This is a genomic window from Nocardioides sp. WS12, assembly GCF_014108865.1.
Taxonomy (GTDB): Bacteria; Actinomycetota; Actinomycetes; order Propionibacteriales; family Nocardioidaceae; genus Nocardioides.
In genome coordinates, this window is sequence record NZ_CP053928.1 from 928,384 (window position 1) to 954,837 (window position 26,454).

Sequence of the window (26,454 nt, forward strand, 5' to 3'; positions counted from 1 at the left end):
GAGGTCAGAGCGTGAACCAGGTGATCTCGAGGCCGGCCGTGCACCGGTGGCAGCTCGCCACGGTTCCGCCCTGGTGCCGGATCTGGGCGAGCAGGTCGTGCAGCTCGGACTTCGTCGTGGTTGAGGTGTGCCAGGTCATGACAGGCCTCCTTCCTGCGGAGGGGTGCTCCGTGATGAGCACATTTCCGATGGTGCGCCTCCCGACGTTGCATGGCGGCTGCGTCGTTCCGGTCAGTAGAACGCGCCGCAAGGATGCCCGGTCAGAGGGTGAACCAGGTGATCTCGAGGCCGGCCGTGCACTGGTGGCAACTCGCCACCGTCCCGCCCTGGTGCCGGATCTGGGCGAGCAGTTGGTTCAGTTCGGACTTCGTGGTGGTTGAGGTGTGCCAGGTCATGACAGGCCTCCTTCCTGCGGAGGGGTGCTCCGTGATGAGCACTCTTCGATGGTGCGCTTCCTCCCGCCGCGGGACACCCGTAGTCCTACTGAGTTGGACACCCATTTCGGCTCCCTACGTACGAGGCCGCAGGGTCCGGGTGAGCTGGTGGGCTGCACGCAACAGCAGCTCCCCGAGTTCCCCGCGCCGGTCCTCGCCGAACCGCTGCTCGATCCCGGTCAGGCTCAGCGCCCAGCGGGGCTTCTCCTCGGCGTCGAACACCGCGGCGCCCATGCCCCAACTGCCTTCGACGATCAGGCCGGGGTTGATCGCGTAGCCCTGCGTGCGGGTGGTGGCGACGCGTTCCCGCACCGCGTCGCGGCCGTGTTGTTCGCCGTACGTCGTCGTGAGGTCGGCGCGCGCGAGGTACTCCTCGACCTCGCTGTCGCCGAGGTACGCCAGGATCGCGAGGCCGGCGGTGCCCACGCCGAGCGGGAACCGGATGCCTTCGTAGAGGACGTGCGAGCGGATCGGGAAGCTGCCGTCCTCGCGCAGCAGGCACACCGTCTCGTTGCCGCGGCGGGCGGAGAAGAAGGCGCTCTCGCCGGTCGCCTGTGCCAGTCGTCGTACGACGGGCTGGGCGAGGGCGGTGACGTCGTACCGCGGTGCGGCGGTGGTGCCGAGCAGGTACAGCTCGGGGCCGAGCAGCCAGCGGCCCGCAGTGTCGCGGTCGACGAGGCCCTCGCCGAGCAGGGAGGCGAGCAGCCGGTGCACGGTGGGCCTGGCCAGTCCGGTGCGGCGGGCGACCTCGGAGGTGGTGGCGCCGGTGGGTTCGCAGGTCGACACCGCGCGGAGCACGGCTCCGGTGCGTCCGATCACGTCCGACGGGGTGTCCACTCAGTGAACGCTACCGGATCGTGGATCTCACTGAGCGGGTGATTCCCGTCGGTTCACCGGTCAACCGTTGACGACTGGCCTGTGCCCCTCTTTGATCGGATCATGGACAAGGTGGTGGCATCCGCAGCCGAGGCGCTCGCGGACATCCCCGACGGCGCCACGCTGGCGGTCGGTGGATTCGGACTCTGCGGTATCCCTTCGGTGCTGATTCGCGCCCTGCTCGAGGCCGGTACGACCGACCTCGAAGTGGTCTCGAACAACTGCGGCGTCGACGACTGGGGCCTGGGCCTGCTGCTCGAGAAGCGGCGGATCCGGCGGATGGTGTCGTCGTACGTCGGCGAGAACAAGGAGTTCGCGCGGCAGTACCTCTCGGGTGAGCTCGAGGTCGAACTGACTCCCCAGGGCACGCTGGCCGAGCGGATGCGCGCAGGCGGTTCCGGCATCCCGGCGTTCTTCACGCCGACCGGTGTCGGCACCCAGGTCGCCGACGGCGGCCTCCCGTGGCGGTACGACGACGCGGGCAATGTCGTCGTCTCCTCGCCGGCCAAGCAGACGCAGGTCTTCGAGACCGCTGACGGTCCGCGCGAGTACCTCCTGGAGCACGCGATCATCGCCGACTTCGGCCTGGTCCGCGCGTGGAAGGGCGACCGCCACGGCAACCTCGTCTTCCGCGACTCGGCACGCAACTTCAACCCGCTCGCGGCGATGTGTGGTCGGGTCACGATCGCCGAGGTCGAGGAGCTCGTCGAACCCGGCGAGCTCGAGCCCAACCACGTCCACACACCGGGCGTCTTCGTGCACCGGGTGGTCGAGCTGACTGCCGACGAGGCAGCCGACAAGCGGATCGAGAAGAGGACCGTTCGATGAGCTGGACGCGCGAGGAGATGGCCGCACGGGCGGCCTCCGAACTGACCGACGGGTCCTACGTGAACCTCGGTATCGGCCTGCCGACGCTGGTCCCCAACTACGTCGCTGACGACGTCGAACTGGTGCTGCAGAGCGAGAACGGCATCCTCGGCGTCGGGGCCTATCCGATCGCGGGCGAAGAGGACGCGGACCTGATCAACGCAGGCAAGGAGACGGTGACCCTCCGTCGCGGTGCGTCGTTCTTCGACTCCGCCGGCAGCTTCGGGATGATCCGTGGCGGCAAGATCGACGCCGCCATCCTCGGCGCCATGCAGGTCTCGGCCGCTGGCGACATCGCCAACTGGATGATCCCCGGCAAGATGGTCAAGGGCATGGGCGGCGCGATGGACCTGGTCCACGGCGCCAAGCGCGTGATCGTGCTGATGGAGCACGTCGCCCGCGACGGCTCCTACAAGATCGTCAACGAGTGCTCGCTGCCGTACACCGGCCGCGGCGTCGTCGAGCGGATCATCACGGACCTCTGCGTCCTCGATGTGACTGCTGATGGACTGAAGCTGGTCGAGCTCGCGCCGGGTGTCACCGAGGACGAGGTGCGCGAGAAGACGGAGCCGGTCGTCAGCGTGTGACCTGATCACCTGGCCCGAACGGGCTATGCCCTGTTCGCCGAACCGGAGTTAGCGTGATGGGTGCGGGAGGGAACGGCCTTTCAGGTCGTCACAGCCCACCTGGAGAACCTCATGAAACCGTTCACCGAGAATCAGAGAATCGGATCGACTGTCGCGCTGGTGCGCCGTCGGGGCCGGGCGATCCTGGCGCTGACACTCGCCGTCATCCTGGGCGGTGTGCTGTTCGGCGGCCCCGGCGCTCATGCCGCGGGCGCCATCCTCAACGTGTTCATCACCAACGACGCGGCGCATCCGGTCCCTGTCAGCGGGTCGGTCGCTGTCAACAACACCGGCGCGAACGCGGTGCCCGTGACCGGCGATGTCGGCGTGAGCGGGAGCGTTTCCGTCGCTGACGATCGTGAGCCGTTCGAAACGAGGGTCAACCTCACCGATGCTGGCACCACTCTTGACACTGGAAACTTCCAGGTGCCCGCTGGAAAGCGGCTCGTCGTCGAGTTCATCTCCGCGAGCGTCAACGTGCCCTCAGGTCAGACTCCGCTGTTGAGCGCGAATGCCAGCACGGGGGGACTCGGATTCCCGATTCCGGTTGCGCTCCAGGGCGTCGGGAACGGGAACGCGTTCTACAACGGTGCGACACCCGTGCTGGACTTTGCCGATCCCGGTTCGTACTACGTCATCAGCCTGGAGCGCCAACTGCCGGCCGGTGGTGCCGTGACAGGCGACGGGGGCGGATATGTCTACGTCTCGGGCTACCTGATTCCGGCTACCTGAACCCAGATCGTTGATCAGTCGTTGATCGCGGCGACGATCTTCGAGGTGATCCTGCGCAACGACTCCACGTCGGCATCGCTGAGCTGATCGAAGACCAGGCGGCGCACGGTGGCGACATGGTCGGGGGCGACCTGATCGAGCAGGATCCGGCCAGCGGGGGTCAGCGCGGCGTACTGCATCCGCTTGTCCCCGGTGCATTGGCTGCGGACCACCCAGCCGCGCTGCTCGAGGCTGGACACGGCATGGGAGAGCCGCGACGGCGACGTGGCCGACTGCTGGGCCAGTGCTGTCATCGACAGCATGCCGTCGTCCTGCGCCGACAGCATCGCGAGGATGCCGTAGTGGGCGTGGTTGATCCCCGCCGTCTCGCGCAGCTGCTTGTCCAGCTCGTGGGGCAACTGGAGAAGCGTGCGGAGGAACGGGAGCCACGCCGCCATTTGCGCGTCCGTCAGCCACGGCTGCTCGGGTACGTCGTCGGCGGGCACGCGCTCAGACTAGAAGGTCGGGGAGCACCAGGGTGTGCGCGGTGTGGTCCCGCTTGGCCGTGAGGTAGCGCGCGTTGGCGTCCGTCAGGTGTACGCCGGTGGCGACCCGTTCGGCGACGGAGATCCCGAGGTCCTCGAGCTGCGCAGCCTTGTCGGGGTTGTTGCTCAGCAGCCGGATCCGGTCGGCGCCGACCGCGATCAGCATCTGGGCGGCGGCGGTGTAGTCGCGCTCGTCCTCGTCCCGACCCAGCGCCGTGTTCGCCTCGTAGGTGTCGAGGCCGGCGTCCTGAAGTGCGTAGGCGTCCAGCTTCTCGTAGAGCCCGATGCCACGCCCTTCCTGGCGCAGGTACAGCAGGAATCCGCCGACCTCGCTGATCCGCTCGACCGATTCCCGCAGTTGCGGGCCGCAGTCGCACCGCTCGGACCCGAACACGTCGCCGGTCAGGCACTCGCTGTGCGGACGGACCAGCGGAGCCGGGCCGCCCAGTGCGGAGCGGCGCAGTGCCCCCTGCCAGTCGCCGAGGCCGAGCAGCAGGTGCTCCTTCTCGTCAGCGAGGCCGGTGAAGGTGCTGACCGCGGCCGACGTCGCGTATCCGTCGGCGAAGCGCAGGGGCACGGTGACCTGGGTCCGGACCGTGGCGGCAGGCAGGGTCGGGGCGGAGCTGACGTGCAGGAGTTCGGCGGCCATGATCGAACCAAGACACTTGAGACTTCAAATATTCCGTTTCGAGGAAATTCTTCGTCGAACGATCCGAAAAGGCACCTTGTCGGTCATGGATGAGCGGACCTAGCGTCACCATCATGAGAAACGTTACCCTTTCACTTGGCGCATCCGTCACCGCTGGTCTCCTGGTCGCGGCCACCAGTCCCGCCATGGCTGCCGCCTGGTTCGGCGCTCCGCTCACCAGCCAACTCGACAACTCGCTCGGTCCGGGCCCGGCGCCACGCCCGGCTGCAACGGCCGACGTCGACGGCGACGGCCATGTCGACCTGGTGAGCATCGGCGACTTCACCTTCGGCGACATCCGGGTCTCCCTCGGCAACGGCAACGGCACGTTCGACGCGGCCACGAAGGTGGCGGGCACGACCCAGACGCAGGGCCTCGACCTTGGTGACGTCACCGGCGACGGCGACGCGGACCTCGTCGCCATGACCGTCTCCGAGGCGCGCATCCTTCAGGGCAACGGAGCGGGAGGATTCAGCCAGATCGGCAGCTACCCGCTCACGCTGGGCGGCCAGGTCCAGCCCCTCCTGGTCGATCTCGACAGCGACGGGGACCTCGACGTCGTGGCCCCTACGTTCACGGCGATCCAGACGCTGCTCAACAACGGGTCGGGCACCTTCACGGTCGGGCCCACGACGCAGGTCTCGGGCGCGTTCGTGCTCTCGGCGATCGCTGTCGCGCACCTCGACCCGGGCGTCACGCCGGACCTGTTCGCGATCGACGGAGGCTCGAGCACCCTGTTCGCGCTCACCGGCAACGGCAACGGCAGCTTCACGAAGACCGGCGCCCTGTATGGCACGTCCTTCATCCCCGAGGACGTCGCGGCCATCGACCTCGACGGCGACGGGTACGACGACGGTGCCGTCGTCGGCTCCTTCAGCTTCTCCCTCGCCACCGGTCTCACCGATGGCACGGGGAAGTTCCGGTCCTACGTCCCGAGCTCCTTCCAGTTCGGTGGTCCCGGACCGACCAGCGCCGCCGTCGCGGACTTCGACAGCGACGGTCGCCAGGACCTGGTGGTCTCTTCGCTGGCCAACCCCGCCGCCGGCACCCTCACGGTGCTCGCCGGGAACGGCACGCCCGGCATGAGGAAGGTCGGCACCTTCAGCACCGCTGCGTTCCCGCAGAACCCGGTCCTGGCCGACTACGACGAGGACGGCGACACCGACATCGCTGTCGTCAGCCCCGGGTCGATCACCGTCCTGCCGAACACCACTCCCTGACGGAGGTCACCGCTGCATCCGGCTGGCCAGTAGTTCGGCCAGGTGCAGCGGTGCTGCCTCGGGGGCGAGCTCGTCGAGCTGGGTGCGGCAGGAGAACCCGTCGGCGAGGACGACGCGCTCGCGGGCGGCATCCGCGGGCCGTCGTACGGCGGGCAGCAGGTTGGCCTCCGCGATGGCGACGGACACCTCGTAGTGGCCCTTCTCGACCCCGAAGTTGCCGGCCATGCCGCAGCAGCCGGCCACGGCTTCGACGGTGGCGCCGGCCTTCTCGAGGAGCGCGCGATCGGTCGACCAACCCATGATCGCGTGGTGGTGGCAGTGCGGCTGCGCGACCACGGACACCCCGCTCAGGTCGGGCGGCGTCCAGTCCGGCTCCTTCGCGAGGAACTCCGCCAGCGTCACCGTCGCCTTCGACACGGCCGCGGCTTCCGCTCCCGGCACCAGCTCGGTGAGCTCGTGGCGCAGGACGGCGGTGCACGACGGCTCGATGCCGACGATCGGGACGCCGGCCAGTGCATCAGCAGCCAGTGCGTCGACCATCGACCGCAGTCGCTTGGCGGCACCGTCGAGCTGGCCGGTGCTGATCCACGGCAGGCCACAGCACTCCTGGTGGCGGGTGATCCGCGGCTCGAATCCAGCAGAGCGCAGCACCGCCACGGTCGCATCGGCAACCTGCGGGGCGAAGTGGTTGGTGAACGAGTCCACGAACACGACGACCGGGTTCCCGCCGGACGTTGCCGCAGAAGTCCCGGAAGCCCCGAAACTACGGCGGAAAGTCTTCCTGAATGTGTGCTGGGCGAACGCCGGCATCTGCCGACGCGTGTCCACGCCCGCGGCCTTCAACGCAGGGATGCGTACCGCCGACCAGCTCATCATCTTGTTGGCCAGGCCGGGCGTCGCCGAGCCGGCCTTCGCCCACCGCGGCAGCCAGCCGACGGAGTAGTGCGTGCGCGGGCGCAGTTTGCGCTTGTAGGTCTGGTGCAGAACTTCGGCCTTGTAGCTGGCCATGTCGGTGCCGGTCGGACAGTCCGACGCGCAGCCCTTGCAGGACAGGCAGAGGTCGAGTGCCTCGTGTACGGCAGGCGAGGACCAGGAGATGTCGCTCTCGCCGTTGACGATCTCCTGCAGCAGACGAGCGCGGCCGCGGGTGGAGTGGATCTCCTCCTTCGTCGCCTGGTACGACGGGCACATCACGCCGCCCGAACCGGAGTTGTCGGCGCGGCACTTGCCGACGCCCGTGCACCGGTGCACGGCCTGGCCGAAGTCGCCGCCGTCGCTGGCGTAGGCCAGGGCGAGGCCCTTCGTCAGTCGCGCCGAGGACGAGTAGCGGAGGTCCGCGGTGCTGGAGACCGGGTCGACGAGGATGCCGGGGTTGAGCAGGGTCGTCGGGTCGAAGGCGTGCTTCACCGCGCCCATCAACGCGATCGCCGCGGGGGAGTACATCTTCGGCAGCCACTCGCTCCGGGCCCGGCCGTCGCCGTGTTCACCGGACAGCGATCCACCGAGGGACGCGACCAGGTCGGCCGCTTCCTCGATGAACGCGCGGTAGCGCTCGGGGCCGTCAGGATCGCCGAACGGGAAGTCCATCCGGACGTGGATGCAGCCCTCGCCGAAGTGGCCGAACGGCATCGCGGTCAGGTGATGGCGCTCGAGCAGCGCCTCGAACCCGGTGAGGTACGTACCGAGGTGTTCCGGCGGTACGGCGGTGTCCTCCCACCCGGCCCAGGCCGGTAGCCCGGAGGGTGCGCGCCCGGCCAGGCCGGCGCCGTCGGCACGGATCTGCCACAGGCGCTCGATCTCCGCGCCGTCCTCCACGACGAGTGCGGAGAGCCCGAGTCCCGCCTCAGCGAGCCGGCCGGCCTGTCGTCGTACGTCGTCGGGGGAGTCGCCGGAGATCTCGATGAACATCCACGCGTCGCCGGCGGGCAGCGCCGGCACGGCGTCGGGACCGCGGCGCTCGATGATGACGTCGACGATCCGCCGGTCGAGTCCTTCGCAGGCCGAGGGCTTGAAGTCCAGCACGGCCGGAGTCGCGAAGCCGGCGGTCGGGAAGTCGGCGAAGCCGAGCACGACCAGCGATCGAGCGGCGGGGGTGCGCACGAGACGCACGGTCGCCTCGGTGATCACGGCCAGGGTGCCCTCGGAGCCGACCAGGGCGCGGGTCACGTCGAAGCCGTTCTCGGGCACCAGGCGGTCCACGGCGATGCCGGACACGTGGCGGCCGAAGGTGCCGAACTCGGTGCGGGCGGTCGCGAGGTCGCCGGCGATGACGGCCCGCAGGTCCTCCAGCACCGACCCCGTGGACTCCGGCGTCCCTGATTCCGCATAGCCCGTGACCAGGTCCGAGCCGTCCGCCAGCAGTGCGCGCAGCCCCACGACGTTGTGCGAGGTCCGGCCGTAGGCCAGGGACCGCGCGCCACACGCGTCGTTCCCGATCATTCCGCCGATGGTGCAGCGCGAACTGGTCGACGGGTCCGGCCCGAACCGCAACCCGTGCGGGGCGGCCGCCTTCTGCAGGGCGGCCTGGATCACGCCCGGCTGCACGACGGCGGTCTCCGCGACGGGGTCGATCGAGATGACCTGGTTCATGTGGCGGCTGAAGTCGATGACGAGGCCGCGCCCGATCGCGTTGCCTGCGACCGACGTACCGGCACCTCGGCAGGTGACCGGCAAGCCCAGGGCGCGCCCAGCGGCCAGCGCGGCGCGCACGTCCTCGGCGGAGTGCGGGAACACGACGGCGGCGGGCAGCACACGGTAGAGCGACGCATCGGAGGAGTAGGCGGCGAGGACCGCCGCATCGTCGGTGACGTCGGAGACCCCGTGCTGGATGATCTGCTGGGCGACTCCGGACACGACCTGAATCTATCGGGTCGGGTCCCGCCGCCTGACCGCTACGCTCCGAATCGGCCCGCCAGCAACCCATCCACGGAGGAAACCCCATGCGCCTCGGCATGATCATCGACTACTCGGGCGGCTTCGCCGAGACCGTGGAACTGCTCCAGGAGTACGAGCGCAACGGCCTCGACCTGGTCGCCGTCGCGGAGGCGTACTCCTTCGACTCGGTCAGCCAGCTCGGCTACATCGCGGCCAAGACCGAGCGCCTCGAGCTGATGTCGGGCATCTTCCAGATCTACACGCGCACCCCGTCGCTGACCGCGATGACCGCCGCTGGCCTGGACTTCGTGTCCAACGGCCGGTTCACGCTCGGCCTGGGCGCGAGCGGACCGCAGGTCATCGAGGGCTTCCACGGCGTGAAGTACGACGCCCCGCTGGGTCGCACGCGCGAGGTGATCGAGATCTGCCGCCAGGTGTGGCAGCGCCAGCCCGTGCAGTTCGAGGGCAAGCACTACACAGTGCCGCTGACCAAGGAGCACGGCGGCTCGGGCCTCGGGAAGCCGCTCAAGCTCATCAACCACCCCGTGCGCTCGAACATCCCGATCTCCGTCGCCGCCCTCGGCCCGAAGAACGTCGCGCTCGTCGCCGAGCTGGCCAACGGCTGGCAGCCGCTGTTCTTCCACCCCTCGAAGGCGCAGCAGGCCTGGGGCGAGTCGCTCGAGGAGGGTTTCAGCAAGCGCGACCCCGCGCTCGGTGAGCTCGACATCCAGTTGCAGGTGCACTACTTCATCGGCGAGCCCTCGCCCGAGGCCATCCAGACGGTCCGCAACCAGCTGGCGCTCTACATCGGTGGGATGGGCGCCCGGGACAAGAACTTCTACAACCAGCTCGCCTGCCGCTACGGCTACGAAGCCGAGGCCAAGGACATCCAGGACCTCTACCTGTCGGGCAAGAAGGCCGAGGCCGCGGCCGTCGTACCGGACGACCTGATCGAAGCGGTCACGCTGCTGGGCGACGAGGACGCGATCCGTCGCCAGCTGGCCGAGTTCGACGCCGCGGGCATCCGCACGCTGCTGCTCAACTCGCTCGCCGGGACGTCGGAGGAGCGAGTCAGCCAGTTGAGCCGCCTGTCCGAACTCGTCGCCGAGACGAACGCGAAGGAAGGCGCCTGATGAGCGAGCCGCGCTTCACCCTCGCGTACGACGGCCCGGTCGCCACCGTGACCCTGGCCGGCCCCGGCGGCAAGGCCGTGATGGACGACGAGTTCTTCATTGAGCTGGCCGACACCGTCGCGACGCTCGACGCGAACCCCGACGTCCGCGCGATCGTGTTCACCGGCAGCGGCAAGCACTTCTCGTTCGGCCTCGACCTCGGCCAGGCGTTCGCGACCTTCGCACCCCTCTTCGAGCAGACCCATGCCGGCGGACGGACCGAGCTGCTGGACATGATCCGGCGCTGGCAGGGCTGCATCGACGCCGTCGCCAACAGCCGCACCCCGACCGTCGCGGCCATCACGGGCTGGTGCATCGGTGGCGGTGTCGACCTCGCGGCGGCGTGCGACGTCCGGGTGGCCTCGGCCGACGCGGTGTTCAGCGTCCGCGAGGCCAAGATGGCGATCGTCGCCGACCTCGGCAGCCTCCAGCGCCTGGTCGGCGTGATCGGCGACGGCCACCTGCGCGAGCTGGCCCTCACCGGCGACGACATCGACGCGGCCCGGGCGCTGTCGATCGGCCTGGTCAACAGCGTGTACGACGACGCGACCGCCGCCCGCACCGCCGCTGTCGAGCTGGCGGGCCGGATCGCCGCCAACTCGCCGCTGGTCTCCCGGGGGATCAAGGACGTCCTCGACTCCGAGCGCGGCCCGAGGGTCGAGGCAGGGCTGCGCTACACCGCCACCTGGAACGCCGCGTTCCTCGTCAGCGACGACCTGAAGGAGGCGCTGACCTCCTTCGCGGAGCGCCGGCCTCCGGAGTTCACCGGCCGCTGACGTCGCGCTTGGCCCGGGTGATCGCAGCGACGGCCCGGCCGTACCGGATCGGGGTGGCGCCGAGTTCGAGTGCCCGCTGCCGGGTCGGTTCCCGGACGTCGAAGTGCTCGGTCGTCGTACCCGCCTTCTGGATCCAGCGGGCATCGATCCCGAGGCGTTCGGCGAAGGCGAGCAGCTCGGCGGTGCCGGCCTCGCCGGGCAGGTCCGACAGCAGGTGGGACCAGACGCCGTACACCGGGCCGACCTGTGCGGGGAGCTGCATGTCGTCGATGTAGATCACGAGACGAACTCCGCGTCGGACACGAGCCACTTGCCACCGACCAGGTCCAGGATCAACCGCAGCCGGTAATTCCGGGCCTGGGACTCGCCGCGGTTGTCGGTGACGGTGCCCTTCGTGGCGACCAGGACCGTCGCGTGATCGCCGCCCAGGTCCGCAACTCCCGACGACCAGGCCTCGCCCTCCGACACGGTCTGCGACGCGGTCGACAAGCGCTCCAGGTCCGCGAGGCCTTCGCGGTATTGCTGTGCGAACACCCCGGTCGACAGCGAGAGGACGCGGGTGGTGTCGTCCTCGAACGTGCGGTGGTCGAAGGCGGTGAAGGCCTCCCCGAAGGTGGTCGCCGCTCGCAGCACCTCGTTGCGGGTGTCGTCGCGCTCGTCGGGCCCGTCCAGCTCCGCGTCGACCTCGAGGCCGTCGGCGAGCCACTCACCGTCGACCTTTGCCATCAGCATCGTCGCCGCGGACGAGGTCGTGACCGGATCGCTGCCGGGCCTGGTGGTCAACTGGTTGAGGTACATCAGCACGATGGCGCTGTCCCCGTCGATGCCCACGATGCCGTCGGCGCTGATGGTGACACGTCCGGTCGCCTCGCTCTCGGTGACGCTGGGAGCGATCTGGTCGAGGGTCTGCAGGGTTTCCGAGGCGAACTCCGGGGTCGACACCTCCGCGACGGCGGCCGCCTTGCCGTCCAGGGTGCGGGGGTCGTAGTCGATCAGCGTGACCGCCGCCTCGCGTGCGGCCTCACGGACTTCGTTGCGATCTCGGCTGCTCACTGCGGACGAGGTGCCGGACGAGGTGCCGTCTGACGCACGCCCCTCGTCGTCCTTGCTGTCCTCCGGCCAGGCCAGCAGTACGACGACCACGGCTGCGGCCGCGACCAGGGCCATGGCGACGAGGCCGATCAGCAGGGGCACCAGTACCGAATTGCGGCGAGCAGGGGGACCGAAGGGGTAATCCGCCATTTGCACAGCATGCCGCAGTGACGCACCATCGGTGACGTCGGCAACGACATGCGGAACCAGCACAGGACGGATCTCGGATGGGCAACTCGGAGCCTCACGTGGGCGCCTGCCTTGGTCGCTACACGTTCCTCGAGGTGCTCGGCCGGGGCGACTTCCGCGGCGTACCGATCAACTGAACCTCAGGCCCGTCCCCACTTGCCGCGGACGTAGTCGATGAAGGTCTCGTGGTCGGGGCTGAGCAGGATCCGTGGCTGCTTGCGCGTGACGATCAGCATCGTGGTGGCACCCGCCAGCTTGGCCGCGCGCAACCGCCGCAGTGACGCCTTGGCGCCCCCGAGTGCGTAGAGGGTCTTGACCTCGATGGTGATCCCCAGCTTGCGGGCCACCTGCAGCACGGCGCGGTAGGTCTCCACCTTCTCGAAGGCGGCGCCTGCCTTGACCTCCCACTCGATGCCCTCCATGCCGACGCGCGCGGCGTATCGGACCATGTCCACCATCTTCACCAGCTCGTACGGTCGCTTGTCCGCGGTCCGGAGCTCGCGCACCTGGCTGATCGTGAGGTCCGACCACCGGGTCCCCGGTGGGTAGCGGCCTCCCGGGTCGAAGCCTTCGGTGTCGACGTTGCGCCAGTGCGTCGCGATCGGGATCGCCCTCGTCCTGGTGTCGTCGAAGCAGTAGTTGGTGTCGATGTCGATCCACAGGTAGCCGTGGGCCGCCGCGTAGTCCAGGCCGCGATAGGAGTTCTCGAAGCGGTAGCTCTGTCCGCTCAGGCGGTGGTAGCGCTTGCGGTTCGATGCCTTCTGGGTACGCGGGTCATCGACGGGTGCGGTCGGCCCCGTCGTCGGTTCCGTCGTCGGCGGATCGGTGGGCGTCGGCGTGACGATCGGCACCGCGGGCGCCGACGTCTGGGGTCCGCCACCTTGCTCTTGCTCGTTGCCACCGGGCGGCGAAGCGCCGCAGCCCGAGGCGAGCAGCGCCACCAGAACGGTGCCGGCGAGTCGTCGCCGCCGGTCGTGCTGCCCCATGGGAGGACCGTATGCGACCTGAAAACCCGAAGAACCGCCGGTGCCTCCCCATACGGGGCACCGACGGTTCTGTGGTGACTGCTGGATCAGCGCACGCGGCCGTAGAAGACCGAGTTCGTCCAGATCCGTTCCTTCTTGACCGGAGCGCCGGGACGCGAGGCGTGCCAGATCGTGTGGTTCCCGGCGTAGATGCCGACGTGGTAGACGCGGCCACCGTTGGAGAAGAACACGAGGTCACCGCGACGGGGGTTCTTGACGCGACGCGTCGCGCCGGCCTGGGCGCCCGACGTACGGGGGAGCTTCTTGCCGACCTTGCGGAAGGACCACTGCACCAGGCCGGAGCAGTCGAACGCGTTCGGACCGTTGGCGCCGTACACGTAAGGCCTGCCGGCGCGGGTCTTGGCGACCTTCAGGGCGCGCCGGCCGACGGCGAGCTTCTTCTTCTTGATCTTCTTCTTGACGACCGGGGCGGGTGCCGCGACCGGCTCGGCCGCGGTGGACGTGCTGACCACGGGAGCCGGAGCGAGGGACTCGTCGGCGTGCGCGGTGTCGCTCGGTGCGAAGACGAGCAGCGAAGCGGCAAGCGGTACGACGAGTAGGCGTGCGCTGACGCGCGAAAGGGTGGTGGACATCGGAGTGTCTCCAACAGCGACGCTTTCGAAAGGTGACCTGTCGGGCTTGGACTGCTGATGTCCAGGAACTCTCGTTCCTTCGCCCCGAGCCGGTTCGCCCTCGTGGGCGGTCCGGCGGTGCTGATTGGTTCTCCCGTGCCCGCGACTACTTCATCGTTGTGCGATGTCGCTCCACGTCGTCGCGGGCCTCAGCGCGGCGTGGGCGGCCTCCCCAGGTCGGGAAGGTCTGACACTCCAAATTTCGCATGCTTGCAATAGTTAGCGCAGTGGCGCCGGTCACGATTGCTACGTGGCGCCTGTCACCCGGAATTGAGCGTAACCCGGCGCTCGTTTGCGCTGTGTTCAGTCGGTAGTGGTCTGCTTGCCAGTGCTAGCAGGGCTCGCCGTCGCGTGCGGATCGGCCAGCAGGAACTGCGTCATCCGGCCGTCCCTGGAACGGTGCGGTCGCACCGGTTCCGGGACCATCCGGCCCTCGGCCGTGTCCCAGAACCGGTCCACCCGGACCGCGATCCGCCGCGCCATCCGGCCGCGCAGGCCCAGGTGCGGCAGGTAGGGGTGCGGTCGGGTCGGCACCCGCTGCTCGGCCCGGTAGAGGCGTTCGGCGAGCGCGTCGGTGTCCGGCCCCGCCTCGGTCGCGACCAGGTCGTCAGCCAGTTGCTCCTCGAGCGCCCGGAACTGGCCGAGCGCGTCCTCGACTTCCTCCCAGATCGACGACCACGGACGTCGTACGACGAAGGTGGAGCCGTAGAGCTTGCCCTTGACCTGGGCCAGGGCGACCTCCAGGCGTCGGCTCTCGTGGGCGAACTCCTGTGCCCGGCGGCTCCCGTGGGCGAGGTGGCGGCGCGCGGTCGGCGCCAGCACGGCATTGGCAGCCGAGACGTGGCGACTGCAACTCGCGAGGAAGGGATCGGTGGCGGCCAGCCGGTCCCGGGGCCGCTCGCGCGTCGGTCGGCAGGCGATGGCCCGGGCCAGTCGCTCGGCGAGCACGTCGTGGGTCTGGGTGATGCTGTCGGCCAGGATGTCGACGCTGTTCTCGGTCATGATTTCAGCCCCTTTGAGGGACCCCCGATGGCCCCCTCAATTGCAGTGTGCGCCGGTCCCACGCACGCCGCAAGGGCTGCTCGGAACCGGCGCACACGGGCGCTCAGCGTGGGAGATGTCTCCCGTTGATCGAGCCTGTCGAGATCAGACGCGCGGAAGCGTCGGGTACTCGACGCCCGAGACGTACTGGACGGTGCGCAGCACCTGGCAGGAGTAGCCGAACTCGTTGTCGTACCAGACGTAGAGGATCGCGGAGTCGCCGTCGACGATCGCGGCGTTGCCGTCGATCACCGAGGACGCGCGCGAGCCGATGAAGTCGGTGGACACCGCGTCGCTGGCGGTCGTGTAGTCGAGCTGGCGGCTCAGCGGCCCGGTGAGGGACGTCTTGCGCAGGTGCTCGAGCACCTCTTCGCGGGTGGTCTCGCGCTTGAGCTGCAGCGAGAGGATCGCGATCGACACGTCGGGGGTGGGGACCCGGATCGAGTTGCCGGTGATCTTGGCGTTCAGGTCCGGGAGCACCTTCGCGACGGCCGAGGCGGCGCCGGTCTCGGTGATGACCAGGTTGAGCGGCGCGGAGCGACCGCGGCGGTCGGCCGGGTGGTAGTTGTCCAGCAGGTTCTGGTCGTTGGTGAACGAGTGCACCGTCTCCACGTGACCGCGGCTGATGCCGAACTCGTCCTCCATCGCCTTGAGCGGCGGGACGATCGCGTTCGTCGTACACGACGCGCAGGACAGGATCTTCTCGTCCAGGTCGGTCTCGAGGTGGTTCACGCCGTGCACGATGTTGGGCACGTCACCCTTGCCGGGCGCGGTCAGCAGGACCTTCGCGATGCCGGGGCGCAGGTGGTTGGAGAGGCCCTCGCGGTCGCGCCACTTGCCGGTGTTGTCGATCAGGATGGCGTCGCTGATGCCGTAGTCGGTGTAGTCGATCGTCGTGGGGTCGTTGCTGTAGATGACCTTGATGACGTTGCCGTTGGCGATGATGAGGTTGTTCTCCTCATCGACGGTGATCGTGCCGTTGAACTGGCCGTGCACCGAGTCGCGACGCAGCAGCGACGCGCGCTTGGCGAGGTCACCCTCGCCGCCCTTGCGGACGACGATGGCGCGCAGGCGCAGGCCGTTGCCGGAGCCGGACTTCTCGACGAGGAGGCGGGCGACCAGACGGCCGATCCGGCCGAAGCCGTAGAGGACGATGTCCTGCGGGCCGGCGGCACTCGTCTTGTTGTCGCCGGTCGCGTCGGACAGGGCCAGGGCGGTGAACTCCGCCGGGCTCAGGTTGGTGTTGGACGCCTTGTAGCTGCCGAGCAGGAGCGCGAGGTCGATCTTCGCGGCGCCGAGGTCGAGCGCCGCGATCGCCTCGAGGAACGGGAACGTCTCGGAGATCGACAGCTCCTCGCCCTCGATCATCCGGGCGAAGCGGTGGGTCTTGAGAATGCTGACCGCCGACTTGTTCACCAGCGAGCGGCTGTGCAGAAGGATCGTGACGTCCTTCTCGCGCTGCAGCTTGCCGATGATCGGGATCGCCGCCTCGGCGAGCTCCTCGTGGTGCTTCCAGCGGTCGAACTTGTCCTCGGTGACGCTCACGGCTTCCCCTTCGGTCCATCAACAAAATCGCTCGATCGTAGGCCGGGAAGCGGGGGCCGGGGGTAATCGAGCCGTTCGCTGGGACGGGGAAGGTGACCAATCCCACCCGCTGACGAGCACGGCGGAAGTCGTGGATGTGTCAACATCTTTGGTTACCATCGAAGGATGAGTACGACGACGCGATGGCTCGACGCCGAGGAGCAGCAGGCCTGGCGGGCCTGGGTCGACCTGAACTCGCAACTCAGCGCGCGACTCAACCGTGAACTCCAGGCCGCCAACGGCCTCTCCATCGCCGACTACGAGATCCTCGTGGCGCTGACCGACCAGCTGACTGACGAGGGCGTCGACGACTGCTCGCTGCGGATGTTCGAACTCGGCGAACGCCTCCAGTGGGAGAAGAGCCGTGTCTCCAAGCAGATCACCCGGATGGAGGCGCGCGGCCTCGTCGTACGACGACACTGCGCCGACGACCGTCGGGGAGCCTTCGTGGACCTGACCGAGCAGGGCATGGCCGCGATCGCCGCAGCCGCCCCCGGTCACGTGGAACTGGTGCGCGAACTGTTCTTCGACGGCATGGACCGCGAGCAGGTGGCCGCACTGACGACGTACGCCACGACGGTGCTGGCCCGCCTCACCACTGACTAGCTACCCCAGCGGGGATCAGCGCAGCATGTCTTCCACGGCGAGCGAGGCGAACGCCATCGCAGCGCCGAGCGGTGCGCCGGGCCCGGGGTAGGCGGAGCCGAACACCGAGGCGGTCGAGTTGCTGGCGGCGTACAGGCCGGGGATCGGTGCGCCGGCTTCGTCGAGGACGCGGGCCGACGCGTCGGTGACGAGCCCGCCCTTGGTGCCGAGGTCGGAAAGCACGAACTTCGCGGCGAAGTACGGCGTCTGGTCGATCGGGACGAGCGCCTTGTTGGGCTTGCCGGCGCTCGAGAAGAACGTGTCGTACTCGTCCTGGCCGCGACCGAAGTCCTCGTCGATGCCCGTCGTCGTGAAGCCGTTGAAGCGCTCGACGGTCTGGGTGAGGACGGCGGGGTCGAGGCCGGCGGCAGCGGCGAGCTCCTCGAGGGAGTCCGCCTGCACCCAGGTGCCGGTGGCGAGGTGCTCGGCGCGGTCACCCTCGGGGATCGCGATCGCGGGCAGCGCGCCACCCTCACGGGAGTCGAAGACGAACCACGACGGGGTGCGGTCCTCGGAGCCGGCCATGACCCGTCCGAACTGGTCGTAGGGAAGGCACTCGTTGCCGTAGCGCCGGGCGGTCTGGTCGACCATCAGGCCGCCGCGGAAGCCGAGCGTGAAGGCGCCGCTGCCGTCGGGCTGCAACAGGCCCGGGCAGAACCAGCCCTCGCCGGACCAGTCGGTGGCGCCACCGATGGCCGCTGCAGCGTCGATGATCTCGCCGGTGTTGGTGCCCTGCGGCGCCATCGTCCACTCGGCGCGACCAGGAGTGCCGTGCTCTGCCCGCCGTTCGGCGCTGCCCTCGAAGCCGCCCGCGGCGATCAGGACGCCACGTCGTGCGGTGATCTCCACGGGGCCGTCGGGGCCGTCCGCGATGACCGTCGTCGCGCGGCCTTCCTCGTTGCGGCGCAAGCCGATGACGTGGTGTTCGGTCGCGATGGTGCCGCCGTCGCGCAGCACGATGGCCGCGAGCCGGCCGATCAGCGCCTGGCCGCCGGAGAGCGTGGACCGTCCCGGGCCGCCCACGCGGTCGCGCTCGACCGGCGGGCGCAGGAGTTCGCCGACGGCGGGGTCGAGGTCGGCCCGCTTGATGGTGGCGGGCTGGATGGAGCGACCCATCGGGACCCGGCCCGGGGCGTCGTAGTACTCCGAGAACGGGATCCACTCGAAGTCCATCAGGTCGTCGGCCTCGAGCGCCGCGACCAGCTTCGGCGCCTGCGTGAGGAGTGCCTCGACCCGCTCCTGGTCCGCCTCCTTGAGGACGGCGGCGAGGTAGGTGCGCGCACCCTCGGTCGAGTCGGGCAGCCCGGCACGCTGCTGGACCTCGGTGCCGGGCAGCCAGCAGGCGCCGCCCGAGTACGCCGACGTGCCGCCGATGAGCGGTGTCCGCTCCAGCACCAGGGTGCTCAGTCCGGCCTTGGCTGCGAGGGCGGCACCGGTCAGGGCGCCTCCGCCCGAACCGACCACCACGACGTCGTACTCCTGCTGCAGGTCCATGGCGAAACGATAACGTGTTCTAGTTGTGACCGGGTGGGTTCCATCCGGTCAGTAGCAAACCTCAGCCCTGGCGGCCCTTGAAGCGAGGGTTCTGCTTGTTGATCACGTAGGTCCGGCCGCGTCGGCGCACCACCTGGGCGCCGGGCTTGGCCTTGAGTGAGCGGAGCGAGTTGCGGACCTTCATCGGGTCCCCCTTCGGGTCGGGCGGCCGGTGCGTGGGTCGACGAGGCCGTCCATCACGGCGCCCACCAGTCGGCGGGGGACACGGTGCAGGACGCCTTCGATCGTGACGGGCACGAGGTCGGGGGCAGTCGCCTTCCATTGCGAACGGCGGTGCCGGCTGTTGCTTCGGGACGTACGACGCTTCGGGACTGCCATCACGCCACCTCCCTGATCGGGCCGAGCCACGGCTCGAACCCGTCCTCGCTCACCGACCACGTGCCGCTCTCGCCCGGTCGCACCAGCAGGTCGTCGAACGACGTGCGCAACGAGGCGGGGGCGGCGCCCACGCCCGTGATGACGAGCCGGGTGAACGGGCTCCGGAGTGCCCAGCCTGCGTGGTCGCCGATGCTGACCTGGCCCCCGGCGCCGTCCCACGTCAGTGCCCGTCCGGGTCGGGTGGGCAGCCAGAAGCAGCCGCGGGAGCGATGCGCGCCCGCGCCGAGCAACTCCAGCGACTCCAGGAGGCGCTCGGGGTGGAAGGCGTGCAGCGACTGGAGGTCGAGCCGCCAGATGCCCTCGGTCCGGAGGTCGGGCAGGGCGTCGACACGGGTGGGTGAGGTCCACGCATCGGTGCGCGTGTGCTGGTGCAGGCGCCCGGTCAGGGTGGCGCCCTCGAGTCCGTGGCCCCCTTCGGTGATGGCCACATCCGGTCGCGCGAGGGCAGTGACGAGGCCACGCGCCACCGGGTCCACCTGGTCCCGGGCATCGTTGAAGGTCACCACGTCGGCGTACTCCACCATCGCGGCGAGCACTTCGCCCACGCCTCGACGATCGTCGTGCGAGCAGTGGTGCCCGCGATCGGCGAGCAGGTCGTCGCCGAGCAGGTCGTGCACCGGGTCGATCGAGCCCACGGCCGTGACGACCGCGGAGATCCGCAGGAAGCGGGCCAGTCGGGTGTCCCAGGTCAGCACCGAGCACAGGTGTGCGGCTTCGGCGCCGACGGGGAGATGGGCCACGATGCTCTGCCAGCGACCGTCGCGAGCCAGTCGCTCCAGTGTCGGCACGATGTCCTCGCGGATGGCGCAGCTGACGCAGGCGTGCTCGAGCAGGGTCTCGTGGGTCTCCACGACCCCGGTCAGGTCGCTGACGGTCCGGGTCAACAGGCCGCGCTCGACGTCGATGGCGTGGCGTACGGCGACCGCGCCGGGCAGGTCGAACTGGAGTCCCACCATGGTCGACGCCATGGCGTCGGGGTTGACCCCGGAGATCAGGACGACGGGCACCCTCATGACTGCTGCGCTCCGGTGCTGGTCCGTCCGTGGTCCGGGTGGATGCCCTGCTTCATGTCTTTCCTCCGTGGTTAGAATGAGAATCGTTCTCAATCATGCCACACCTCACGAAGGAGGAACAGCGATGTCCCAGGTGTGCCAGGTGACCGGCGCCCGACCGGCGTTCGGCAACAACGTGTCCCACTCGCACCGCCGTACCCGACGGCGCTTCGACCCCAACATCCAGCGCAAGCGCTACTGGGTGCCCTCGCTCGGACGGCATCTCACGCTGCGGGTCAGTGCTCGCGGCATCAAGACCATCGACCAGCGCGGAATCGAAGCGGTCGTTACTGACCTGCGCGCACGAGGGGAGATCTGAGATGGCGAACAAGGGATCCGACGTGCGACCGATCGTGAAGCTGCGCTCCACCGCGGGCACGGGCTACACGTACGTGACCCGCAAGAACCGTCGCAACGACCCCGACCGGATGACGATCCGCAAGTACGACCCGGTCGTACGGCGCCACGTCGACTTCCGTGAGGAGCGCTGATGGCCAAGCAGAGCAAGATCGTCGCCGACCGACGACGTCGGTCCGTCGTCGAGAAGTACGCCGCCCGCCGGGCCGAGCTGAAGGAGCAGGTACGGCGGGCGGCGCCCGGGTCGCGCGAACTGGAGGAGGCTGTGCGGGCCCTGGCCCGGCTGCCCCGCGACGCCTCGCCGGTGCGCCTGCGCAACCGCGACCAGGTCGACGGTCGTCCGCGGGGCCACCTGCGCAAGGCCGGGCTCTCCCGGATCCGGTTTCGTGAAATGGCCCACCGCGGCGAGCTGCCCGGGATCACGAAGTCGAGTTGGTGAACTGTTCCGGCTAACGTCGGGCGAACTGGTCGCTCCGGCGACCAGTTCGCCCGACGTCCCGAGCAGAAGGAGCGCCCGTGGGTGCCGGACACAGCCATCGCGCCACCAGTGACAGCGACGCCGACCCCGTCAGCGTCGGTACGACGGCCCGGACCGTGTTGCTCGCCGGACTCGGGATCTCCCTGTTCGCCACGCTCATCGCCCTGGTCGTGTGGTGGCCGCCGAGTGACGTCGCCGAACGCGCGGCCGAGTCCGGGGGAGCCGCCGGCCAGTTCGCTGCTCCGGGCGTGACCTTCCCCAGCGGCGAGATCGTGTCGGTCAGCGAGCCCTGCCCGGGCCTGGGCCTGCCGGACGGGTCGGGGTGCAGCGAACTCCAGGTCCAGGTCGAGGGCGAGGACAAACCGGTCGCCGTACAGGTGCCACCGGAGGTGCTCGACTCCGGCATCGGCAAGGGCGACCACGTCGAACTGCTGCGCACGCCGACCCCCGAGGCCGAGAACGGCGAGGAGGCGTCGTACTCCTACTTCGCGACGGAACGCAACGGGACCCTGATCTGGCTCACCCTGTTCTTCGTCGTCGTGGTCGTCTCGATCGCGCGCTGGCGCGGGGTCTTCGCGATCTTCGGCCTCGCATTCGGCGGTCTGGTGGTGTGGTGGTGGATGCTGCCGGCGCTGCTCGACGGCTCACCGGGCGTCGGCGTTGCGCTCACCAGCGCTGCGGCGATCATGTTCGTCGTCCTCTACACGACCCACGGGTTCTCGCTGCGCACGAGTACGGCGCTCGCCGGGACCCTGGTCGGGATCGTGCTCACCGCCGGGATCGGCGTGATCGCGATCGGCGACGCGCACCTGACCGGCATCAGCGACGAGAGCGGCGCCATCCTCTCGACCTTCGGCGCCCTCGACTTCCAGGCCCTGCTGGGTTGTGCCCTCGTGATCGCCGGCCTCGGTGTCCTCAACGACGTCACGATCACCCAGGCCTCGGCCGTCTGGGAACTGCGTTCCGTCTCCCCCCACGCGTCTCGCGGGGAGGTCTTCGCCAGCGCCATGCGCATCGGCCGCGACCACATCGCGTCGACGATCTACACGATCGTGTTCGCCTACGTCGGCACGGCGCTCATCCTGCTGATGCTGCTGCGGGTCTACGACCGGCCCCTGATCGACCTGCTCTCGACCGAACAGCTCGCCGAAGAGGTCATCCGGACCCTGGTCACCTCGGTCGGCCTCGTGCTCGCCGTACCCATCACGACCGGCCTGGCGACTCTCGTCGCCTCACCCGCCCGCCCTGATTGATGCACGAGGTGCGTGGGTTTCTTGGTCGAGGTGCGTTGGTTTCTGCGTCGAGGTGCGTCGGTTTCTCACCGTGCTGGCAGAAACTTCCGCACCTCGACCAAGAAACCCACGCACTTCGTGGCAGAAACCCACGCACTTCGTCAGACGCTGGGGTCCGTCCAGGCGAGTTGAACGGTTTCGGTGCCACGGTCGCGGGTGATCAGGCGACCACGGCCGGGTTGAGCGGGTCCGGGGCGCACGTTGCCGAGCAGGACGCCCTCGTCGCGGTTGCCCGCGAGCAGGATGCCGGGCATGGCGAGGTCACGCAGCGACTGGATCACCGGTTCGTACAGCGCACGCGACGCTCCACCGGAGCGGCGGGCGATGGCCACGTGCAGGCCGACGTCGCGGGCCTGGGCCAGCAGCGGCTGGAGCAGGGCGACCGGTGAGCTCTGCTGGGTCGCAACCAGGTCGTAGTCGTCGACCACCACGAACACCTCGGCGCCGGACCACCACGAGCGGTTGCGCAGCTGCTCGGGCGTGACGTCCGGTCCGGGGATCCGGTTCTGGAGGTACGTCGCCAGGTCGTTCAACGCGGGCTGTGCCTGTGTGGCCGAGGTGAGGTAGTTCAGCAGGTACTCCTCGGGGACTTCTCCGAGCAGTGAGCGCCGGTAGTCCACGACGACGATCTGCGCCTCGGCAGGCGTGCGCGTGCGCATGATTTCCTGGCAGTACGTGCGGAGCAGGTTGGACTTGCCCGACTTGCCGTCGCCGAAGAGCAGCAGGTGCGGCTCGGCGTCGACGTCGAGTCCGACCGGGGCCAGTTCCTTCTCGTTGATCGCGAGCAGCAACTGCCGTGCGGGCGGCGTCGCGGTGAGTGCCCGGACCTCGTCGAGGCTGATCCGGTCGGGCAGCAGCCGGAGCTTGGGGCCGGTCGGGCCACGCCAGTTCTTGGCCACAGCGGAGATGAGCGCGTCGACGCCGTCGCCCAGCGTCCCGGCGGACGGGTCGCTGTCGATCCGCGGCAGTGCGGACAGGAAGTGCAGCTTGCCCGGCACCAGGCCGCGACCGGGCCGGTTCATCGGGACCAGCGCTGCGACCTTGCGGTCGATCTCCGAGTCGATCGGGTCACCGAGACGCAGTTCGAGACGGGTGCCGAGGACGTCGCGCATTGCTGCGCGGAAGTCCGGCCAGCGGGTCGAGGAGGTCACGACGTGCAGGCCGAAGGTGAGGCCGCGTCCGGCGAGTTGCTGGATCTCCAGTTCGAGGTCGTCGAACTCCGAGCGCAGCGTGCCCCAGCCGTCGATGACGAGGAAGACGTCGCCGTACCCGTCGTCGGCACGACCCTGGCCCCGGCGGCTGCGATAGGTCTCGATGGAGTCGATGCCCTGGCTGCGGAAGTACTTCTCGCGACGGTCGACGATGCCCTTGACCTCGGCGAGGATCCGGCGCACGACCTCGGGCTCCGAGCGGCTGCCGACGCCAGCGACGTGCGGCAGCGCGGCGAGCGGCGAGAAGGTGCCGCCACCGAAGTCCAGGACGTAGAACTGCGTCTCGAGCGGCGTCGTGGTCATCGCGAGGCTGGTCACGATGGTGCGCAGCAAAGTGCTCTTGCCGCTGCGCGGTCCGCCGACGACGGCCACGTGTCCGGCGGCGCCGCTGAGGCTGACGGTCAGGGTGTCGCGGCGTTGTTCGCGCGGTCGGTCGACGGTGCCGAGCGGGATGGTCAGGTTGCCGACGTTGCGCCAGCGCATCGACACCAGGCCGAGGTCGGGGTGGGGTGCGAGGTCGGCCATCAAATGGTCGAGCGTGTCGGGTTCGTCGAGCGGCGGCAGCCAGACCTGGTGGGCCGCGAGGCCACGCCCTTCCATCTTCTGTACGGCGACGTCGAGCAACGTGATGCTGCTGTCCTCTGCCGCAGCGGCGGGTGCGACGTCCGGCTCGGAGTCGGTCTCGGGCAGGTCGAAGGCCTGCACCTCGGAGATCGTGAACGGCAGGATGCCGCGCACCTTGCCACCGCTGTCGCGCGTGACGCGGCGTCGCCCGGCCTCTGGCGGACCCGAGACGTACGCCGACTTGAAGCGCGTCAGCGAGGTCGGGTCGGGCTTCAGGTAACCGAGGCCGGGGACGGCCGGCAGTTCGTAGGCGTCGGGCACGCCGAGCACGGCGCGCGACTCCTGGGCGCTGAACGTCCGCAGGCCGATCCGGTACGACAGGTGCGACTCCAGTCCGCGCAGCCGGCCCTCCTCGAGGCGCTGCGAGGCGAGCAGCAGGTGCAGGCCCAGCGATCGGCCGAGTCGACCGATGGCGACGAAGAGGTCGATGAACTCCGGCTTGGCGGACAGCATTTCGGAGAACTCGTCGACGACGACGAAGAGCGAGGGCAGCGGCGGCAGCGCGGCACCGGCCGGATCGCCCGACAGACGGGCCTTCTCGTAGTCGCGGATCGAGGCGAAGTTGCCGGCCTCACGCAGCAGTTCCTGGCGGCGGACCATCTCGCCGGACAGGGCGTCCTGCATACGGTCGACGAGGGTGAGTTCCTGCGAGAGGTTCGTGATGACGGCCGAGACGTGCGGCATCTCGGACATGCCCGCGAAGGTCGCGCCACCCTTGAAGTCGACCAGCACCATGTTGAGCTGTTCGGGGGAGTGGGTCATCGCCAGGCCGAGCACCAGCGTCCGCAGGAACTCCGACTTGCCGGAACCGGTCGCACCGATCACCAGACCGTGCGGACCCATGCCCTGCTGGGCGGATTCCTTGATGTCGAGGTGCACGGGCGCGGCGCCGTCGCCGACACCGATCGGCACCCGCAGTCGGTCGCGCGCAGGGCGGGACCGCCAGGCGGCATCCGGGTCGAAGGTCCGGACGTCGCCGAGGCCGAGCAGGTCCATGAAGTCGGTCGGTGCCGTGATGTCGACGGCGTCGTCGCCGACCGAGGAGCCCGCGCTCGGGGTGAACAGCGGCGTCAGGCGACGGGCCAGGGCCTCGGCGGTCGCCAGGCTGCACTGGTCGCCCTTGGCGCGCACCGGCTCCGTCCGGAGTCGTACGGCGACCAGGGGCACCGTGTTCGTCCCGTCATCGTGCGCGGACCTGCCGCCCATTCCACGCGGCCGGATCGGCGCTTCTTCGATCTCGAGCCGCAGCGCGGTCGCGCTGTCGAGCTCGCCCCACCGGGCGGGCAGGTCCAGCACGGTGACGCCGTGCAGGCCGTCGGGCGGAATGACGTGGTTGCCGGGCGGCAGTTCGGCACCATCGGTGATCAGCAGGATGTGCGGGCTCGCGGGCCGCTCGTCCGCACCGAAGCGCGGGCGTTCGGTGAGGTCCGGCGGGAGCATCGCCACCAGGTCGGTCAGCGACGTGGTGACCATCCGGGCCGGGCCGACTGCGTCGGTCTGGTGCTGGCTGTGGGCATGGGGGAGCCACTTCACCCAGTCCCAATTGGCCAGCGTCGCCTCGGTCGCGAGTACGGCGACCTGCAGGTTCTCCGGTGACTGGAAGGTGGTGGCCGAGCAGAGCAGGGTGCGTGCGAGCGAGCGCGCTTCCTCCTCGGCGCCGCAGATCTCGATCCGGTCGAACGCCCGCAGATCGATCGACGCGGGCAGGTCGGGCTGCAGCCGGTGGACCACGAGGAGCCGGTGCAACGCGGAGGCCGACGCCGGGTCGACGTCGTCGATCGGTGCGCCCTCCGGGGGCACGAGTTCGAGGGCGAGGGGTTGCGCGCAGACGCCGTACCGCACCTGCAGGAAGGCGGGATCGGCTGAGGACCGCTCCCACACTCGCGAGCGGTCCTCGGCGAGGGCGGGCAGCGCTGACGGGTCGGGGTGGATCCAGGTCAGCGCCCGGCGCTGCTGGTCGGCCGCGTCGCGGGCGACGCCGCGGACGGTCGCGAGGTAGCGGAGGTACTCGGTGCGCGAGCCCGTGACCTGCTGCTGGCGTTGCTTACGCTGCCGGTCGATCTGCACGATGATGAAGCCGAGCGTCGCGAACAGGAACATGCCGCCGGCGATGTAGCGCAGCGCAGGATTCTGCCCACTGCCCGTGCTGAGGCCGGCGACCAGGACGATCGACCCGAGGCTGCCCAGCATCGGGATCGCGTTCATCGCGACCCCGGCGGCGCCTTCGCTCGGCTGGATCTGCGGCGGCGGCTGGATCTGCAGCTGTCCGCTCGGCAGTTCGGGTCGCTCGCTGCGCCCCGCGCGCTGGGTCAGGCTTCCAGGCGCAGCCGTGCGCACCCTCCGGCCCTGGGCCGTATCCGGTGTCACGGTCATTCGGTGCTCCCCTGTCGTCGACGCCCGATCATGCGACGGCCCCGATGATAGGCGGCGGCGTCAGTGGGTAGAGAGAGGTCTGTGGAAGCACGAAACGTACGACTACCCTGCGGACGGGGCCGTGAACCGCGGTGACGA

28 protein-coding genes are annotated in these 26,454 nt (G+C 69.4%); 11 read left to right on the plus strand and 17 right to left on the minus strand.

Annotated features, from left to right (window positions below; genetic code table 11):
- Nucleotides 1-4: 4 nt before the first annotated feature.
- The 3 genes from HRC28_RS25575 to HRC28_RS04230 form a co-directional block, all read right to left on the minus strand.
- Nucleotides 5-139: a hypothetical protein gene (locus HRC28_RS25575; RefSeq protein ID WP_272902666.1), complete on the minus strand. Its 135-nt coding sequence runs from the start codon at nt 137-139 to the stop codon at nt 5-7.
- 121 nt (nt 140-260) lie between these two features.
- The gene (locus HRC28_RS25580) at nt 261-395 is read right to left on the minus strand and encodes a hypothetical protein (RefSeq protein ID WP_272902667.1); all 135 of its coding nucleotides are present in this window, start codon (nt 393-395) and stop codon (nt 261-263) included.
- Nucleotides 396-509: 114 nt separating this feature from the next.
- The gene (locus HRC28_RS04230) at nt 510-1,271 is read right to left on the minus strand and encodes an IclR family transcriptional regulator (protein WP_202033223.1); all 762 of its coding nucleotides are present in this window, start codon (nt 1,269-1,271) and stop codon (nt 510-512) included.
- 102 nt (nt 1,272-1,373) lie between these two features.
- Between HRC28_RS04230 and HRC28_RS04235 the strand changes: the two genes are divergently transcribed.
- From HRC28_RS04235 to HRC28_RS04245, 3 genes are all read left to right on the plus strand, one after another.
- Nucleotides 1,374-2,138 carry a CoA transferase subunit A gene (locus HRC28_RS04235; protein ID WP_182378935.1) on the plus strand — a complete coding sequence of 255 codons (765 nt, stop codon included), beginning with the start codon at nt 1,374-1,376 and terminating at the stop codon, nt 2,136-2,138.
- A complete protein-coding gene (locus HRC28_RS04240; RefSeq protein ID WP_182378936.1) occupies nt 2,135-2,764 on the plus strand; it encodes a 3-oxoacid CoA-transferase subunit B in 630 nt (209 codons plus the stop codon). The genes HRC28_RS04235 and HRC28_RS04240 overlap by 4 nt, the downstream gene beginning before the upstream one ends.
- 159 nt (nt 2,765-2,923) lie before the next feature.
- A complete protein-coding gene (locus tag HRC28_RS04245; protein ID WP_182378937.1) occupies nt 2,924-3,535 on the plus strand; it encodes a hypothetical protein in 612 nt (203 codons plus the stop codon).
- 14 nt (nt 3,536-3,549) lie between these two features.
- Here HRC28_RS04245 and HRC28_RS04250 read toward each other — a convergent pair whose 3' ends face one another.
- Together HRC28_RS04250 and ribA are read right to left on the minus strand one after the other, a co-directional pair.
- Nucleotides 3,550-4,020, minus strand: a complete 471-nt coding sequence (locus HRC28_RS04250) for a MarR family transcriptional regulator (RefSeq protein ID WP_202033224.1) — start codon at nt 4,018-4,020, stop codon at nt 3,550-3,552.
- Between the two features lie 4 nt (nt 4,021-4,024).
- Nucleotides 4,025-4,708, minus strand: coding sequence for a GTP cyclohydrolase II (ribA, locus tag HRC28_RS04255; RefSeq protein ID WP_182378938.1), 684 nt, complete (start codon nt 4,706-4,708; stop codon nt 4,025-4,027).
- A gap of 113 nt (nt 4,709-4,821) precedes the next feature.
- Here ribA and HRC28_RS04260 point away from each other — a divergent pair, with 113 nt between their 5' ends.
- Entirely contained in the window at nt 4,822-5,967 is a 1,146-nt protein-coding gene (locus HRC28_RS04260; RefSeq protein ID WP_182378939.1) for a VCBS repeat-containing protein, read from the plus strand.
- Nucleotides 5,968-5,973: 6 nt separating this feature from the next.
- Here HRC28_RS04260 and HRC28_RS04265 read toward each other — a convergent pair whose 3' ends face one another.
- Entirely contained in the window at nt 5,974-8,820 is a 2,847-nt protein-coding gene (locus HRC28_RS04265) for an FAD-binding and (Fe-S)-binding domain-containing protein (protein WP_237111692.1), read from the minus strand.
- Nucleotides 8,821-8,906: 86 nt separating this feature from the next.
- On the opposite strand from HRC28_RS04265, the gene HRC28_RS04270 reads away from it, so the two are divergent.
- Nucleotides 8,907-9,974 carry an LLM class F420-dependent oxidoreductase gene (locus tag HRC28_RS04270; protein ID WP_182378940.1) on the plus strand — a complete coding sequence of 356 codons (1,068 nt, stop codon included), beginning with the start codon at nt 8,907-8,909 and terminating at the stop codon, nt 9,972-9,974.
- Nucleotides 9,974-10,789, plus strand: coding sequence for a crotonase/enoyl-CoA hydratase family protein (locus HRC28_RS04275; protein ID WP_182378941.1), 816 nt, complete (start codon nt 9,974-9,976; stop codon nt 10,787-10,789). Before HRC28_RS04270 ends, HRC28_RS04275 begins: the two co-directional genes overlap by 1 nt.
- On the opposite strand, the gene HRC28_RS04280 is transcribed toward HRC28_RS04275, so the two are convergent.
- From HRC28_RS04280 to HRC28_RS04305, 6 genes are all read right to left on the minus strand, one after another.
- Nucleotides 10,776-11,069 (minus strand): DUF4031 domain-containing protein, encoded by a 294-nt coding sequence (locus HRC28_RS04280; RefSeq protein WP_182378942.1) that lies wholly within the window; start codon nt 11,067-11,069, stop codon nt 10,776-10,778. The two genes, HRC28_RS04275 and HRC28_RS04280, sit on opposite strands and share 14 nt — an antisense overlap.
- On the minus strand, nt 11,066-12,031 hold the full coding sequence (locus HRC28_RS04285) for a nuclear transport factor 2 family protein (RefSeq protein WP_182378943.1): 966 nt from the start codon (nt 12,029-12,031) through the stop codon (nt 11,066-11,068). The genes HRC28_RS04280 and HRC28_RS04285 overlap by 4 nt, the downstream gene beginning before the upstream one ends.
- 179 nt (nt 12,032-12,210) lie before the next feature.
- The gene (locus tag HRC28_RS04290) at nt 12,211-13,056 is read right to left on the minus strand and encodes a hypothetical protein (protein WP_182378944.1); all 846 of its coding nucleotides are present in this window, start codon (nt 13,054-13,056) and stop codon (nt 12,211-12,213) included.
- A gap of 86 nt (nt 13,057-13,142) precedes the next feature.
- Nucleotides 13,143-13,688, minus strand: coding sequence for a C40 family peptidase (locus HRC28_RS04295; protein ID WP_182378945.1), 546 nt, complete (start codon nt 13,686-13,688; stop codon nt 13,143-13,145).
- 342 nt (nt 13,689-14,030) lie between these two features.
- On the minus strand, nt 14,031-14,729 hold the full coding sequence (locus HRC28_RS04300) for a hypothetical protein (protein ID WP_182378946.1): 699 nt from the start codon (nt 14,727-14,729) through the stop codon (nt 14,031-14,033).
- Between the two features lie 144 nt (nt 14,730-14,873).
- Entirely contained in the window at nt 14,874-16,313 is a 1,440-nt protein-coding gene (locus tag HRC28_RS04305; protein WP_182378947.1) for a glyceraldehyde-3-phosphate dehydrogenase, read from the minus strand.
- Between the two features lie 165 nt (nt 16,314-16,478).
- Between HRC28_RS04305 and HRC28_RS04310 the strand changes: the two genes are divergently transcribed.
- On the plus strand, nt 16,479-16,958 hold the full coding sequence (locus HRC28_RS04310; protein WP_182378948.1) for a MarR family transcriptional regulator: 480 nt from the start codon (nt 16,479-16,481) through the stop codon (nt 16,956-16,958).
- Nucleotides 16,959-16,973: 15 nt separating this feature from the next.
- Here HRC28_RS04310 and HRC28_RS04315 read toward each other — a convergent pair whose 3' ends face one another.
- The 4 genes from HRC28_RS04315 to HRC28_RS04330 all read right to left on the minus strand — a co-directional run bounded on the left by HRC28_RS04315 (nt 16,974) and on the right by HRC28_RS04330 (nt 19,942).
- Complete coding sequence (locus HRC28_RS04315; protein WP_182378949.1) at nt 16,974-18,491, minus strand: FAD-dependent oxidoreductase; 1,518 nt, start codon at nt 18,489-18,491, stop codon at nt 16,974-16,976.
- A 61-nt stretch (nt 18,492-18,552) separates the two neighbouring features.
- Entirely contained in the window at nt 18,553-18,675 is a 123-nt protein-coding gene (gene ykgO, locus HRC28_RS04320; RefSeq protein ID WP_182378950.1) for a type B 50S ribosomal protein L36, read from the minus strand.
- Nucleotides 18,672-18,869 (minus strand): 50S ribosomal protein L32, encoded by a 198-nt coding sequence (gene rpmF / locus HRC28_RS04325; RefSeq protein ID WP_182378951.1) that lies wholly within the window; start codon nt 18,867-18,869, stop codon nt 18,672-18,674. Before rpmF ends, ykgO begins: the two co-directional genes overlap by 4 nt.
- Nucleotides 18,869-19,942: a GTP-binding protein gene (locus HRC28_RS04330; RefSeq protein ID WP_182378952.1), complete on the minus strand. Its 1,074-nt coding sequence runs from the start codon at nt 19,940-19,942 to the stop codon at nt 18,869-18,871. The genes rpmF and HRC28_RS04330 overlap by 1 nt, the downstream gene beginning before the upstream one ends.
- Before the next feature lie 124 nt (nt 19,943-20,066).
- Here HRC28_RS04330 and rpmB point away from each other — a divergent pair, with 124 nt between their 5' ends.
- From rpmB to HRC28_RS04350, 4 genes are all read left to right on the plus strand, one after another.
- The gene (gene rpmB, locus HRC28_RS04335; protein WP_182378953.1) at nt 20,067-20,300 is read left to right on the plus strand and encodes a 50S ribosomal protein L28; all 234 of its coding nucleotides are present in this window, start codon (nt 20,067-20,069) and stop codon (nt 20,298-20,300) included.
- 1 nt (nt 20,301) lies between these two features.
- Nucleotides 20,302-20,472 (plus strand): 50S ribosomal protein L33, encoded by a 171-nt coding sequence (rpmG, locus tag HRC28_RS04340; RefSeq protein WP_182378954.1) that lies wholly within the window; start codon nt 20,302-20,304, stop codon nt 20,470-20,472.
- Nucleotides 20,472-20,777, plus strand: a complete 306-nt coding sequence (rpsN, locus tag HRC28_RS04345) for a 30S ribosomal protein S14 (RefSeq protein ID WP_182378955.1) — start codon at nt 20,472-20,474, stop codon at nt 20,775-20,777. The genes rpmG and rpsN overlap by 1 nt, the downstream gene beginning before the upstream one ends.
- A 77-nt stretch (nt 20,778-20,854) precedes the next feature.
- The gene (locus HRC28_RS04350) at nt 20,855-22,069 is read left to right on the plus strand and encodes a YibE/F family protein (protein WP_182378956.1); all 1,215 of its coding nucleotides are present in this window, start codon (nt 20,855-20,857) and stop codon (nt 22,067-22,069) included.
- Between the two features lie 140 nt (nt 22,070-22,209).
- Here HRC28_RS04350 and eccCa read toward each other — a convergent pair whose 3' ends face one another.
- Nucleotides 22,210-26,316 (minus strand): type VII secretion protein EccCa, encoded by a 4,107-nt coding sequence (gene eccCa, locus HRC28_RS04355; RefSeq protein WP_182378957.1) that lies wholly within the window; start codon nt 26,314-26,316, stop codon nt 22,210-22,212.
- Nucleotides 26,317-26,454 lie beyond the last annotated feature (138 nt).